We start from the raw sequence: 13,801 nt of genomic DNA, 5'->3' as shown, positions 1-13,801 counted from the left end.
CTCCCGAGGAAAAACTGCAATAGTGCAGTTATTTTCGAGAAAGTCGCTCGTCATGGGCGAAAGCCTGCAAAAGTGCAGGTTATTTTTTTCGATTCGGTGTATATGAGGCGCTTGGGCCTCAAAAGCCTGCACTTTTGCAGGTATTTTGATAAATCGGCAGTTAGCTTCTCGAATAACTGTATTTTTGCAGGAATTAGCGAAGAGGTGACTTACCCGTATGTATCCTGTAACACGCTCCAAATTCTAAACCGTTCGGCACCAACCGGACGGTTTTCTCATACGCTTAACCACGAATATTTTCCACCTCACACGCCCACACTGAAAAGGACAACGCATCCCCCTTGGCAAATCATTAAATTATGGTATAATGTTGATAAAGTCAAAGAAAGTCAAAGTCAACTACAAACGGAAATCGTTTATTTTGAGGGGACTTGACGAGCAAGAATGAAATACCGCAAAGTCGCAACAAGAGATTCACGTGTGGAATAATGGAGGATGAGTGATGCGTAATATCTCCGATATCATTGAGAAATATCTCAAGAGTATTTTGCATGAAAGTCCGGAGGGGACTATAGAGATTCAGCGTAACGAACTTGCCGACCAATTTTCCTGCGTGCCGTCGCAAATCAATTATGTTATCAGCACCCGCTTTACTCTGGAGAAAGGGTACCTGGTCGAGAGCAAACGCGGCGGCGGCGGTTACGTTCGGATTCGGCGAATTCAACTGCCTGGTCCAACGTCGCTGCACACGCATTTGCATGAAACGATCGGTGACGAGATCGGGCAATCCGCGGCGGAAGGGTTGATTTATCGCCTGGAGGAAGCCCGCTTTTTGACCCCTCGGGAGGCCGCTTTAATGCGCTCGGCGGTATCTCGCGAAGTGTTGGCGATTAAGCTGCCCTTTCGCGACCAGATCCGGGCTAGGATGATGAAAGCGATGTTAATCTCTTTGTTGAGTTAGCAACATCTATCCCGTAAGGAGGGACGTGCGATGCAATGCCAAGAATGCGGCAAACGCCCGGCAACCTTGCATTTTACGAAGATCGTCAATGGCGAGAAGACGGAGTTTCATTTCTGTGAAAGTTGCGCCAGGGAAAAAGGGGAGCTGATTCCCGGCACTTCGGGTGGCTTTTCGATTCATAACCTGCTATCGGGCTTTCTCGATTTGAGTCCGTCGAACAAAGGTCAAGTTTCCGGGCCTAGTACGCCAGAACATCTGCGCTGCGAAGAATGCGGCATGACGTATTCCCAGTTTAGCAAAATCGGACGTTTTGGATGCAGCTCGTGCTACAAATATTTTAACGATCGTCTGGATCCTTTGTTTAAGAAAGTGCATGGGAATACCGTCCACGTCGGGAAAGTCCCGAAACGGACCGGCGGTCACATTCAAGTGAAGCGTAAGCTCGATGATCTCCGCCGTGAGCTGCAGTACCGGATCCTCCAGGAGGAATTTGAGGAGGCTGCGGCGCTGCGGGACCAAATTCGCGAGCTTGAGAAGAACATATCCGCAGAGTAGGAGGGATGCAGGGTGACCAATCTCCGTTTTACTGAACAGCCGCTTAGCGAATGGATGAGCCAAGAAGGCAAAGAGTCGGATATCGTGATGAGCAGCCGGGTACGGATCGCCCGCAACGTGCTTCATCAACCCTTCCCGATGTTGGCCACCAACACGCAATCGGAGGAGGTGCTGAAGCTGCTTCAGGAGGTTCTGGACGACGAACAGCTTCAGGCTCAAGGCCAACTGTACCCGATCCTCCTTGCGGACTTGGATGAACTGGATAAGCGGGTGCTGGTTGAGAAGCACTTGATCAGTCCCAACTTAGCGAACGACTCCAGAAATGGGGCGGTCTTCATTAGCGAAGATGAAAGCCTCAGCATCATGGTTAATGAAGAGGATCATTTGCGCATCCAGTGTCTGTATCCGGGTCTGCAAGTCCAAGAGGCTTGGGAAAATGCGACGGCGATCGACGACATTTTTGAATCGCATGTGGATTACGCTTTTGACGATCGTCGGGGTTACCTAACCAGTTGTCCGACGAATGTGGGTACGGGGCTTCGCGCTTCAGTCATGATGCATTTGCCGGCCTTGGCACTGACACAGCAGATCGGCCGCATTTTATCCGCGGTATCGCAGGTCGGTTTAACCGTCCGAGGGATCTACGGCGAAGGCAGCGAGGCCATGGGCAACTTGTTTCAAATCTCAAATCAGATTACACTAGGACAAAGTGAAGCTGAGATCATCGAAAATTTATATGGCGTGGTGCTGCAGATCATTCAGCATGAGAAGACGGCAAGAGAAAAGCTGATCGGCGAATCACGCCTGCGGATGATGGACCGGGTCATGCGTTCTTACGGAATATTGTCACAGGCGTACATCATCGACTCGAAGGAAGCCGCTCAGCGGTTATCTGATGTCCGGCTTGGCGTAGACTTGGGGATTATCGAAGGCGTGTCGGCGCAGGCGCTCAATGAACTGAACGTGCTGACGCAGCCTGGATTTTTGCAAAAAAAATTCAGTGGCAGTATGTCCCCGGGGGAAAGGGATATGTACCGCGCTAGACTCATTCGAGAGCGCATGGGGAAATAACGAGAGGACTACTATGGAGGTGTAGGAGAAGATGATGTTTGGAAGATTTACGGAACGTGCCCAAAAGGTACTGGCGTTGGCCCAGGAAGAAGCCGTAAGGCTGGGACATAACAATATCGGGACGGAACATGTGCTGCTCGGATTGATCCGTGAAGGTGAAGGCATTGCCGCCAAGGCGCTGATCGGATTGGGTCTGGGACTCGAGAAAATACAAGACGAAGTGGAAACGCTGATCGGCCGTGGACAGGAACAACCGACCAATATCGCTTATACGCCGCGCGCCAAAAAGGTCATCGAGCTGTCCATGGATGAAGCGCGTAAGCTCGGCCATACTTATGTCGGCACGGAGCATATTTTGCTCGGCCTGATTCGTGAAGGGGAAGGCGTAGCCGCCCGTGTACTGAATAACCTCGGCATCAGCCTGAACAAGGCGCGCCAACAAGTGCTGCAGTTGCTGGGCAGCAGCGAAGCGGTGTCCAGTCATCATGGAACCCCAACTAACGTGAACACGCCGACACTGGACAGCTTGGCTCGCGACTTGACGGCTTCGGCCAAAGAGGGCAATTTGGATCCGGTCATCGGCCGCAGCAAAGAGATTGAACGGGTGATTCAGGTGCTGAGCCGCCGGACGAAGAACAATCCGGTGCTAATCGGGGAACCTGGCGTCGGGAAAACGGCCATCGCCGAAGGTCTTGCACAAAAGATCATCAATAACGAAATTCCAGAGACGCTACGCGACAAACGCGTGATGACGCTGGATATGGGCTCCGTCGTTGCCGGTACGAAATACCGCGGCGAATTTGAGGACCGCTTGAAAAAAATCATGGACGAAATTCGTCAGGCCGGCAATATCATCCTCTTTATCGATGAATTGCACACCCTGATCGGGGCTGGCGGCGCGGAGGGCGCGATCGACGCTTCGAATATCTTGAAGCCAGCGCTGGCCCGCGGCGAGCTGCAATGCATCGGCGCTACCACGCTCGACGAATATCGGAAATATATTGAGAAAGACGCGGCACTGGAACGTCGGTTCCAACCGATCACGGTGGATCAGCCATCGGTGGATGAAGCGATTCTCATCCTGCACGGGTTGCGCGATCGTTACGAAGCGCATCATCGGGTGAAAATCACCGACGAGGCGATCGAGCAGGCAGTTAAATTGTCCGACCGTTATATTCAAGACCGGTTCCTGCCGGATAAAGCGATTGACCTGATCGACGAGGCGGGTTCGAAGGTAAGGCTGAACTCGTATACGGTACCGCCGAATCTGAAGCAACTGGAGAGCCGTCTGGATGATATCCGTAAGGAGAAGGACGCTGCGGTGCAAAGCCAGGAATTTGAGAAAGCGGCTGCGCTGCGCGATACGGAGCAGAAGATCCGGGAAGAGCTGGATATCACCAAAAATCAATGGAAAGAAAAACAAGGACGCACCGATTCCGAAGTGACGCCAGAGGATATCGCCCAGGTGGTCGCCAGCTGGACGGGGATTCCGGTCAACAAGCTGAAGGAAGAAGAAACCGAACGCCTGCTCAATATGGAGAGTATCCTGCATGAGCGCGTAATCGGTCAAGAAGAAGCAGTTAAGGCGGTCAGCCGGGCAATCCGCCGGGCGCGCGCAGGCCTCAAGGATCCAAAACGTCCGATGGGCTCCTTCATCTTCTTAGGTCCTACGGGGGTTGGTAAAACGGAGCTGGCCCGCGCATTGGCGGAAGCGATGTTCGGCGACGAAAACGCCGTAATCCGCATTGACATGTCCGAGTACATGGAGAAACACTCCACGGCGCGACTCGTTGGTGCGCCTCCAGGATATGTCGGGTACGAAGAAGGCGGGCAACTGACCGAGAAGGTTCGCCGCAAACCGTATTCCGTTGTTCTGCTGGATGAAATCGAGAAGGCACATCCGGAAGTGTTTAACATTCTGCTGCAGGTATTGGAGGATGGCCGATTGACCGACTCCAAAGGCCGCGTAGTCGATTTCCGTAATACGCTGATCATCTTGACCTCAAATGTCGGCGCCGAAGCCATCAAACGAAATACGCGTCTTGGCTTCACCGCCGTGCAAGATTCCGGTGCGGATTACGACAACATGAAGGGCAAAGTGATGGAAGAGCTGAAGAAGAGCTTCCGTCCCGAATTCCTCAACCGGATCGATGAGATCATCGTTTTCCATTCGCTCGAGGAAGCGCATATCGGCCAAATCGTCACGCTCATGGCCGAAGAATTGCGTAAACGCCTGCGCGAATATGACGTCGACTTTACCTTGACGGATAAGGCGAAGGAGTTCCTGGCTAAAGAGGGCTACGATCCTGCGTATGGAGCACGTCCGCTGCGTCGGGCGATCCAGAAGCATATCGAAGACCGTTTGTCCGAGGAGCTGTTGACCGGTAACGTCAAGAAGGGCGACTCGCTAACCATCGACGAAGAGAACGGCGCCCTGAAGGTGGAGCGTACGGGAACTTACGTAAAAAATGCGTAACGCGAATAAAAAATGTTGGTAAATCCTACAAATCCGTAACGTTTAAGCCGATGAAATAAGTTAAAGGCAGCTTCCAAGGCGATGCTTTGGAAGCTGCTTTTTTTATCCCGCCACTCCTGGCGGCAGCGCTCGGATCACTTTCGATAAACCCGAAAGGATGGTAAAATTTTAGGTACCATGACGAATACGGTGTCGGCTAGGTCTGTCAAATTTTGCAGTGGCGAGAAGGTGAGATAAATGGTTAAAGTAAAACATAAGTTTTTCTGCTCCGAATGCGGTTATGAATCGCCTAAATGGTACGGAAAATGCCCGGGGTGCGGCGCGTGGAACTCCATGGTGGAAGAAGTGGAGAAAACCGTCAAAACGCAAGGGATGAATTCCGGGATATTTCATGCGAAAGAAAAGCCGCAGTCAATCATAAATATAGAGAGCGGCAAAGAACCGCGGATCCAAACGGGGATCGGGGAACTGAATCGAGTACTCGGCGGCGGCGTTGTGCCGGGCTCACTGGTCCTGGTCGGTGGGGACCCCGGGATCGGCAAGTCGACTTTGCTGCTGCAAACTTCACATGAAATGGCCCGCTCTGGTCTGAAGGTTCTGTATATCTCAGGCGAGGAATCCGTTCGTCAGACGAAGCTGCGGGCGGAGCGGCTCGGGACATTGTCCCCGGAGTTATTCGTTTTGTGTGAGAGCAGTATGGACGGAATTGAAGAAGCGATCGACGAAGTAAAACCCGATTTTTTGGTGATCGATTCGATCCAAACGGTCTATTTGCCCGAAGTTACCAGTGCCCCCGGCAGCGTATCGCAGGTACGTGAATGTACGGCGCGGTTTATGCGAATAGCCAAAGGGCAGGGGATCGCTACGGTACTAGTCGGTCACGTGACCAAAGAGGGGGCTATCGCCGGACCTCGTATGCTGGAGCATATGGTCGACTGCGTACTGTATTTCGAAGGTGAACGTCATCATTCCTACCGGCTCCTACGGGCGGTTAAGAATCGCTTTGGTTCGACCAACGAAATTGGGATTTTTGAGATGAACGAATCCGGACTGGCGGAGGTGGCGAATCCGTCGGAGCTGTTTCTATCCGAACGCCCGCTCGGCGTGGCGGGTTCCACCGTCGTCGCCAGTATGGAGGGGACGCGCCCGATGCTGGTCGAACTGCAAGCCTTGATCGCGGCCACCCATTTCCCTTCACCAAGACGGATGGCAACCGGCGTGGACTATCAGCGGATGAACTTGATCCTTGCGGTGCTCGAGAAGCGAATGGGCCTATTCCTGCAAAATCAGGACGCTTACGTCAACCTGGCTGGTGGAGTGAAGCTGGACGAACCGGCGGTCGATTTAGCGATTGCGGTTAGCGTCGCTTCCAGCTTCCGTGACCTGCCGACCAAGCCGTACGATGTGTTTTTCGGAGAAGTTGGCTTGACCGGCGAAGTTCGGGCGGTCTCCCGGGCGGAGCAGCGCGTAAAGGAAGCGGCCAAGCTCGGCTTTAAACGGGTGATTTTGCCGGAGAAAAGCATGAAGGGGTGGAAGGGACCGCAAGAGATTCAATTGATTGGCGTAAATACCGTTGCAGATGCGCTAGCTGTTGCGTTAGATTAGGGGGCATTGAGATGAAGGAAACTACCCAAGCAGAGAAAATGAACGATTTGTTGAGGCTTGTTGCGCCGGGGACGGCTTTTCGCGACGGCCTTGAAAACGTGCTGCGGGCTAAGACCGGGGGCCTGATCGTCGTCGGTTACAGCCCGGAGGTGATGGAGGTCGTCGAGGGGGGCTTCTCCATCAACTGTGATTTCTCCCCAAACTATCTCTATGAGCTGGCCAAAATGGACGGGGCGATCATCCTTAGCGAGGATTTGAAACGGATTTTGTATGCAAATACACAGCTCATCCCGGACTCCTCGATCGCATCCTCTGAAACGGGCATTCGCCACCGTACCGCGGAACGGGTGGCCAAACAGACGGGCAAGCTGGTCGTCTCTATCTCCCAGCGCCGTAACATCATCACCCTTTACCAAGGGGGATTACGGTACGCTCTGAAGGAAATTGGCGTCATCCTGACCAAAGCCAACCAGGCGATTCAGACGCTGGAGAAATACCGGTCTGTCTTGAATCAAGCCTTAACGAATTTAACGGCCTCCGAATTTGAAGAGCTGGTCTCCTTGCCTGAGGTGATCAATGTGATCCAGCGGGTGGAGATGGTGATCCGGATCAAGATGGAGATCAAGCGATTCATCAATGAATTAGGTACGGAAGGGCGGCTGATCAGCATGCAGATGGAGGAACTGGTCAGCAACATGGAAGAAGAAGCATGGCTCTTATACAAAGATTATGCCAAAGAGGATCAGGACGAAGCGATCCGAGAAATTATTATGGGACTCAAACGTTCCACCGACGATGAGCTGCTGGACGACAATCACATTACCAAGCTCTTAGGTTATCCTTCCTCAGCCGCGACTTCGGAGGAATTGATAGCACCACGCGGGTACCGTGTCTTGAACAAAATCCCCCGCTTACCGAATGTCATCATTCACAATCTGGTCGAACGCTTTGACTGCTTGCCGAACGTGATGATGGCCAGCATCGAGGAGCTGGATGAGGTTGACGGTATTGGTGAGGTGCGCGCCCGTTCCATCAAAGAAGGGCTCAAACGTCTTCAGGAACAGGTATTCATTGACAGACAAATTTAAATCACCTATCATCAATGAATGGTTCAGGAATATCTACTCGAGGTGAAGAGATGATAACGAAATCGATTCCGAACCTGTTTACGTTAGGAAACATGGTTCTCGGAATGCTGGCCATCATGCTGGCAATGGAAGGCCGCTTCAGCCTGGCCGCCATCATGGTAATTGTCGCTATGCTGCTCGATGGTTTGGATGGACGGGTCGCTCGTGCGCTGAACGCTCAAAGCGAGTTCGGGAAGGAACTCGATTCATTATCAGATCTAATTTCATTTGGTATCGCTCCGGCACTCATTATGTACTTGATCTCATTTCACAGCGTTCCTTCCGGTGTTGCTTGGGCCGTTACGATCATTTTTCCGATGTGCGGAGCGCTGCGACTCGCCCGGTTTAATGTTCAGAAGGGAGCTCCGGGTTACTTCATTGGTTTGCCGATTCCGGCTGCAGGCGGAGTTCTGGCCACGCTGTCGCTGTTTTACAGAGAAATATCGGCGCCTTATTTCATCGTGTCCATGCTGCTGTTATCGTATTTGATGATCAGTACGGTCAGATATCCGAATTTCAAGAAAATCGGTCTGCCGAAAAAGACGATCGCGTATACGCCGCTTGTCGTGATCTTTGCAGTGGTTATCGCCGTCGTATTTCCGGATCAGATGGCGAAGCTTATTTTTATCCCCTTGGTCATTTACGCAGTTTACGGTTTACGTCAGAACATCAATCGGTTGCTTCGCCGTAAACATCAGGACGAGGATGCCGATGCCCAGGAAATGTTTCGTCCGAAGCGTTAAGAACGAATAACCCTATAACTATACGAAAAAGGCATGGATCTCCCGCGGGCGGAATGGATCGATGCCTTTTTGATATACACATTAACATTTACGTTTACGATAAGTTGAATAACCCCAGCGTAGCGCATTTCTGCGACTCGCGCTCCACGATTTCCTCCATATTGATCCCCAGCAGATTGCAAAGGGCGGACATATAGAAAAGGTTACGTCCAAGCTCATTCGTAATCGCATCCCGGCAATTTTCGCACAGTTCGCCATGAACATGCTTGGCGATCGTTTCTTTGGCGTGTTGCAAATCCATGCCAGGCTCGAAGTCTTGTTTGGTGGCATGCAGCTCGATGCAACCGCATTCGGTTACCGATTTGGTCACGGAACGGACAGCAGCGGCGTTGGTTTGTCCCATCTTCGACATGACGTCCAACAGGCTGCGGTGACGGAGCAACAATTCAGAAACTTGTTCTTGAAAAGACTGAAGGCTTGGTGCGCTCATTTTCCATCCACCTCAATATTATGAATTGAATTCATTATATTCCACCTTTTCCTCCAAGATCAACCTGAAATCCCATAGCCAAGGGCTGTGTTTGAATATGGATTGGTTATTTTTTGGTAAAAAAGTTATCATCCACGGATTATGCGCCTCCAAATTGGTTCATACTGGCTAAAGAAGATACTTAACTAGGAGGTGAAGAGAGACGTGCTGAAAAAATACTTAATGATTCTAGCCGGTTTATGCGGGGCTTGGTTCGGTTACACGACCGGCGGTGTGTCCGGTGTGCTACCGGGTGCCGCCAGTGACTGGTTTCGTGAAATGAACCCGATCGCGGCAAATTTGATCTGGGCCGCAGCCGGCGCGCTACTGTTCTTGTTCCTGTTCTCCTTGGCTGCAGACGTCGTTTCTTCCAGAGTGAAATCGTGGATTTCCGCTTTGACGCGGATTCCGATGAATGAAATGGCTGCCGGTGCGGCCGGTTTGACTGCGGGACTTCTTCTTTCCTTAACGGTCTATCCCCTGCTGTCCTGGCTCGGTACGCTGGAGAGCATGGCTCAATTCGCAGTATCGGCGTTGTTTGGCTACATTGGGCTATACGTCGGACTGGCCAAGAAGGAAGAGCTGTCCTCACTTTGGAAATCCGGCAAATGGGGAGCGTCCGTTCCGGAAGAGGAGCGTTGGGCGGAGGAACACAAAATTTTGGATACCAGCGTCATTATCGACGGGCGGATCGCTGACATCTGCAAAACCGGCTTCATTGAAGGGACGATCGTTATTCCGGAATTCGTGCTGGAGGAGTTGCAGCATATCGCCGATTCCTCGGATCTGCTCAAGCGGAACCGTGGGCGGCGGGGACTGGATATTTTGAACAAGATCCAGAAAGAGCTGGACGTCAAAGTCATGATCTATGAAGGGGATTTCGAGGAAATCTCCGAGGTCGACAGCAAACTGGTCAAGCTGGCGAAAGTCCTGCAGGGGAAAGTGGTGACCAACGACTTCAACCTGAACAAGGTGTGCGAGCTGCAGGGCGTATCCGTGCTGAACATCAACGATTTGGCCAATGCGGTCAAGCCGGTCGTGCTGCCTGGCGAGGAAATTATGGTCCAGGTGATCAAGGACGGCAAGGAGCATGGACAAGGTGTCGCTTATTTGGATGACGGAACGATGATCGTCGTGGAAGGCGGACGCGATTACATCGGCACCATTACGGAGGTGCTGGTCACGAGCGTGCTGCAGACTTCGGCGGGACGAATGATTTTTGCCAAGCCAAAACTGTTGGAAAAAGCGCAGTAATTCGGTATGATGGGATTAACTACGCTGCGCTGGCCGCGGCGCGGGTGAATTCCGGACAAAGGTGAGGCAGAACATGATGGGTTTACAAGCAAGCGGCGATACGGGAGTCATCGTGGTGGCGGCAGGCCGCGGTACGCGTATGGGAACGGTGGAAAGCAAGCAGTATCTTATGCTGGACGGCAAGCCGATCTTTATCCATACACTGGAGGTTTTTCACCGTCATCCGTCGATTTCGCAAATCGTGCTTGTCACCGGGGAACAGGATGTGGACCGGTGCCGGTCATGGATTGCCGAGTATGGCATGGCCGAGCAAATACAAGTTATTCCGGGCGGGGCTGAACGTCAACACTCGGTGCGCCAAGGATTGCTGTCTCTCAGCACACCTTGGGTACTGGTGCATGACGGTGTCCGCCCTTTTGTCACGAGAGAACAGATTACGGCTTGTTGTGAAGCGGCCAGAACGTATGGAGCCGCCGTGCTCGCCGTACCCGTGAAGGATACGATCAAACTGGCGGACGAACAGGGATGGGTCGCGGCAACACTGGACCGGCGGAGTCTGTGGGCGATTCAGACGCCGCAGGCTTTTCGTCGCGCTGACCTGCTGGCAGCCCATGAGCGGGCTGCGGAGGATGAATTCGTCGGCACCGACGACGCGATGTTGGTCGAACGGTTGAGCATCTCCGTTAAGCTGGTGGAAGGGGCTTACGACAATATTAAGATCACGACACCCGAGGATCTGGGTTATGCGGAGTTTATCCGGGTGAAGAGGGAGTAGCGGAGCGTAGGTAGTCCTACGTGAGCAACGGAGCGATCGACTGAATTCAAGATTCGACGTCGAAAGACTTCCTCGAGTTACTTCGTGAATAAAAGATGACTGGGAGAGGATGGGAAGGATGTTTAGAGTAGGACAAGGCTTCGACGTGCATCAGCTCGTGGAGGGCAGGCCGTGTATCATCGGCGGGGTGCATATACCTTATGAGAAAGGATTGCTGGGACACTCCGATGCCGACGTGTTGCTGCATACGATCAGTGACGCGATTTTGGGTGCGATAGGTCTCGGAGATATCGGGCGTCATTTCCCGGACACCGATCCGGCGTTCAAAGATGCGGATAGCGTAGTTCTGTTGCAGCGGGTGTGGGACATGGCGGTTGAGAAAGGTTACCGTCTCGGCAACCTGGACGCAACGATTATCGCGCAAAAGCCGAAGATGGCCCCATACATTCCGCAAATGGTTGAGGTCATTGCTCGTACCCTGGGGACGGAGCCGGAGCTCGTCAATGTGAAAGCCACCACCACGGAACAGCTCGGGTTTACCGGACGCGGCGAAGGGATTGCGGCACAATGCATTGTGTGTCTTGTGCAGAATGTGCTATCATCGTAACTTGCATCGAGCTTTTTTTCATACCATGAAGAATTGCAATTTAGGGAGGGATTGAAATGGCTGAAGTCCGCGTGCGTTATGCGCCAAGTCCGACGGGTCATTTACATATCGGGAACGCCAGAACGGCGTTGTTCAATTATTTATTTGCTAGACATCACGGGGGGAAATTCATTATCCGCATCGAGGATACGGACGTGAAGCGCAACGTGGCCGGTGGCGAGGAAAACCAACTGACCTACCTCAAGTGGTTAGGCATGGATTGGGACGAAAGCGTGGACGTCGGCGGGAACTACGGGCCGTACCGGCAGACGGAGCGTCTAGATTTGTACCGTCCACTGGTACAGGACTTGTTGGACCGGGGTCTGGCGTATCGTTGCTATTGTACGGAAGAGGAGCTGGAGAAGGAGCGGGAAGAGCAAATGGCTCGCGGCGAAACCCCTCGGTATTCCGGGAAGTGCCGTCACTTGACGCCTAAGCAGCTAGCTGCGTTTGACGCTGAAGGCCGTCAGTACAGCATTCGCTTCCGCGTTCCGGAAGGCCGTACGTTTACATTTGACGATCTGGTCAAAGGACCGATCTCGTTCGAGTCCGAGGTTAGCGGTGATTTTGTTATCGTGAAAAAAGACGGAATCCCCACCTACAACTTCGCGGTCGTACTGGACGATCATCTGATGAACATTACCCATGTATTGCGTGGAGAGGACCATGTGTCCAATACGCCGCGTCAGCTCATGATCTACGATGCGTTTGGCTGGGAGCCGCCGGTATTTGGCCATATGACTTTGATCGTTGGGGAGAACCACAAAAAGCTGAGCAAACGCGACGAATCGGTGATTCAATTTATCGAGCAATATGATCAGCTTGGTTATCTGCCGGAAGCGATGTTTAACTTTATCGCCCTGCTCGGCTGGTCGCCGGAAGGAGAAGAAGAGATTTTCAGCAAGGATGAATTGATTTCGATCTTTGACGCAAATCGCTTGTCGCGTAGTCCGGCCGTGTTCGATACGAACAAGCTGGCCCATTTGAACAACCACTATATCAAGAACGCCGATCCGCAGCGGATTGCGTCGTTGGCCATCCCGCATTTGCAACGGGCCGGCAAGCTTCCAGTCGAGCTGTCGCCGGAGCTGCAGGCATGGGCCGGGGCGCTCGTCGCGTTGTACCAAGAGCAAATGACCGCGGCTTCCGATATTGTGGAGTTGTCGGAGATGTTCTTCCGCAACGAGCCGGCGTTAGACGAAGAAGGTGCCGCCGTGTTGGCGGAGCCGCAGGTGCCGACCGTGCTTGCCGCGTTTTTGGCGAAGATTGAAGGCCTTGCCGAATTCAGCGTGGAGAACATCGGCGCCTCGATCAAAGAGGTACAGAAGGAAACGGGCAGCAAGGGCAAAGGTCTATTCATGCCGATTCGCGTGGCGTTGACCGGACAGATGCATGGCCGCGACTTGAACCAGACGATTTATCTGCTTGGACAGGACAAAGTCATCGATCGGTTGAAGTCGCGTATCGCTGCTTTGTAAGGCGGCGGGGTCACTGGACGCAGGGATAAAGTGTCTGAGGCTCGTACTTATGCTAACGCTTGCCAGGAAGCTTATTTTTGGAAAAAGAGGCTTGTTTCATTTCTAACGCTTGTCTGTATGCTTATAGGGACGATTCCTCCCCTTTTCGTTGATAAAATAAGGGGATAAGGTTGCAGGTAAGCGTTAGCGCAGAGCAAGTGCCCTTTTCGCCCAGATAGCGTTTGATATAAGTGTTAGGTACGTATTTTTTTCGGGTACCATTGTCAGTAGGCCGTCCATTAGGTAATATATAGGCAGGAATACCTTACAACTAGATGACTGGCGGCCATTAGCCGCCTTAATGCCACCGGCATAGATCGGGAGAAGTACGCGATCAGCCGTATCGTCCAGAGAGGATAACCGGGACCCTTCGGTGCGGACCGCGCAAAGAAGTTACCAGGCTGGAAGTTATCCGGATACGCGCTGGCGGAAATGCACCCGGGAGCCGCGAATGCGAACTCGCCTAGAGAGGCGAAGTAGCTTTCGCCGTTTCGTCCGCGTTAAGGATCTTGAGAGGGAGGAGTCGGCTTTTTTATCGAGGC

13 protein-coding genes are annotated in these 13,801 nt (G+C 52.6%); 12 read left to right on the top strand and 1 reads right to left on the bottom strand.

Annotated features, from left to right (window positions below; all coding sequences use genetic code 11):
- The 8 genes from IM700_RS19855 to pssA all read left to right on the top strand — a co-directional run.
- On the top strand, positions 1-435 hold a 435-nt coding region (locus tag IM700_RS19855; RefSeq protein WP_204801186.1), incomplete at its 5' end, for a hypothetical protein.
- Positions 436-502: 67 nt separating this feature from the next.
- On the top strand, positions 503-961 hold the full coding sequence (locus tag IM700_RS19850; RefSeq protein ID WP_193418651.1) for a CtsR family transcriptional regulator: 459 nt from the start codon (positions 503-505) through the stop codon (positions 959-961).
- 30 nt (positions 962-991) lie between these two features.
- Complete coding sequence (locus IM700_RS19845; RefSeq protein ID WP_155608357.1) at positions 992-1,516, top strand: UvrB/UvrC motif-containing protein; 525 nt, start codon at positions 992-994, stop codon at positions 1,514-1,516.
- A gap of 12 nt (positions 1,517-1,528) precedes the next feature.
- The gene (locus IM700_RS19840; protein WP_193418652.1) at positions 1,529-2,587 is read left to right on the top strand and encodes a protein arginine kinase; all 1,059 of its coding nucleotides are present in this window, start codon (positions 1,529-1,531) and stop codon (positions 2,585-2,587) included.
- Between the two features lie 31 nt (positions 2,588-2,618).
- Positions 2,619-5,063: an ATP-dependent protease ATP-binding subunit ClpC gene (gene clpC / locus IM700_RS19835; RefSeq protein ID WP_155608358.1), complete on the top strand. Its 2,445-nt coding sequence runs from the start codon at positions 2,619-2,621 to the stop codon at positions 5,061-5,063.
- Positions 5,064-5,300: 237 nt separating this feature from the next.
- Positions 5,301-6,668, top strand: coding sequence for a DNA repair protein RadA (gene radA, locus IM700_RS19830; RefSeq protein WP_155608359.1), 1,368 nt, complete (start codon positions 5,301-5,303; stop codon positions 6,666-6,668).
- Positions 6,669-6,679: 11 nt separating this feature from the next.
- A complete protein-coding gene (gene disA / locus IM700_RS19825; RefSeq protein ID WP_155608360.1) occupies positions 6,680-7,756 on the top strand; it encodes a DNA integrity scanning diadenylate cyclase DisA in 1,077 nt (358 codons plus the stop codon).
- A 50-nt stretch (positions 7,757-7,806) separates the two neighbouring features.
- Positions 7,807-8,538: a CDP-diacylglycerol--serine O-phosphatidyltransferase gene (gene pssA / locus IM700_RS19820; RefSeq protein ID WP_193418654.1), complete on the top strand. Its 732-nt coding sequence runs from the start codon at positions 7,807-7,809 to the stop codon at positions 8,536-8,538.
- 94 nt (positions 8,539-8,632) lie between these two features.
- On the opposite strand, the gene IM700_RS19815 is transcribed toward pssA, so the two are convergent.
- Positions 8,633-9,028 (bottom strand): nucleoside triphosphate pyrophosphohydrolase family protein, encoded by a 396-nt coding sequence (locus IM700_RS19815; RefSeq protein ID WP_155608362.1) that lies wholly within the window; start codon positions 9,026-9,028, stop codon positions 8,633-8,635.
- A 204-nt stretch (positions 9,029-9,232) separates the two neighbouring features.
- On the opposite strand from IM700_RS19815, the gene IM700_RS19810 reads away from it, so the two are divergent.
- The 4 genes from IM700_RS19810 (at position 9,233) to gltX (ending at position 13,220) form a co-directional block, all read left to right on the top strand.
- Positions 9,233-10,321 (top strand): PIN/TRAM domain-containing protein, encoded by a 1,089-nt coding sequence (locus IM700_RS19810; RefSeq protein WP_193418656.1) that lies wholly within the window; start codon positions 9,233-9,235, stop codon positions 10,319-10,321.
- 76 nt (positions 10,322-10,397) lie between these two features.
- Positions 10,398-11,096, top strand: a complete 699-nt coding sequence (ispD, locus tag IM700_RS19805; RefSeq protein WP_193418706.1) for a 2-C-methyl-D-erythritol 4-phosphate cytidylyltransferase — start codon at positions 10,398-10,400, stop codon at positions 11,094-11,096.
- A gap of 118 nt (positions 11,097-11,214) precedes the next feature.
- Complete coding sequence (gene ispF / locus IM700_RS19800) at positions 11,215-11,703, top strand: 2-C-methyl-D-erythritol 2,4-cyclodiphosphate synthase (protein ID WP_155608363.1); 489 nt, start codon at positions 11,215-11,217, stop codon at positions 11,701-11,703.
- A 56-nt stretch (positions 11,704-11,759) separates the two neighbouring features.
- Positions 11,760-13,220, top strand: coding sequence for a glutamate--tRNA ligase (gltX, locus tag IM700_RS19795; protein WP_193418658.1), 1,461 nt, complete (start codon positions 11,760-11,762; stop codon positions 13,218-13,220).
- The last annotated feature ends 581 nt before the right edge of the window (positions 13,221-13,801 follow it).

Source organism: Paenibacillus rhizolycopersici (genome assembly GCF_014947195.2).
Taxonomy (GTDB): domain Bacteria; phylum Bacillota; class Bacilli; order Paenibacillales; family Paenibacillaceae; genus Fontibacillus; species Fontibacillus rhizolycopersici.
The sequence above is the reverse complement of the archived record's forward strand: the minus strand, read 5'-3'. Positions and strand labels throughout refer to the sequence as shown.

Bases quoted from the DNA above. Each gene is read 5' to 3' on its own strand.
- ispF (WP_155608363.1), top strand. From the start codon at position 11,215: ATGTTTAGAGTAGGACAAGGCTTCGACGTGCATCAGCTCGTGGAGGGC.
- clpC (WP_155608358.1), top strand. From the start codon at position 2,619: ATGATGTTTGGAAGATTTACGGAACGTGCCCAAAAGGTACTGGCGTTG.
- ispD (WP_193418706.1), top strand. From the start codon at position 10,398: ATGGGTTTACAAGCAAGCGGCGATACGGGAGTCATCGTGGTGGCGGCA.
- radA (WP_155608359.1), top strand. From the start codon at position 5,301: ATGGTTAAAGTAAAACATAAGTTTTTCTGCTCCGAATGCGGTTATGAA.
- pssA (WP_193418654.1), top strand. From the start codon at position 7,807: ATGATAACGAAATCGATTCCGAACCTGTTTACGTTAGGAAACATGGTT.
- IM700_RS19845 (WP_155608357.1), top strand. From the start codon at position 992: ATGCAATGCCAAGAATGCGGCAAACGCCCGGCAACCTTGCATTTTACG.
- IM700_RS19815 (WP_155608362.1), bottom strand. From the start codon at position 9,028: ATGAGCGCACCAAGCCTTCAGTCTTTTCAAGAACAAGTTTCTGAATTG.
- gltX (WP_193418658.1), top strand. From the start codon at position 11,760: ATGGCTGAAGTCCGCGTGCGTTATGCGCCAAGTCCGACGGGTCATTTA.
- disA (WP_155608360.1), top strand. From the start codon at position 6,680: ATGAAGGAAACTACCCAAGCAGAGAAAATGAACGATTTGTTGAGGCTT.
- IM700_RS19850 (WP_193418651.1), top strand. From the start codon at position 503: ATGCGTAATATCTCCGATATCATTGAGAAATATCTCAAGAGTATTTTG.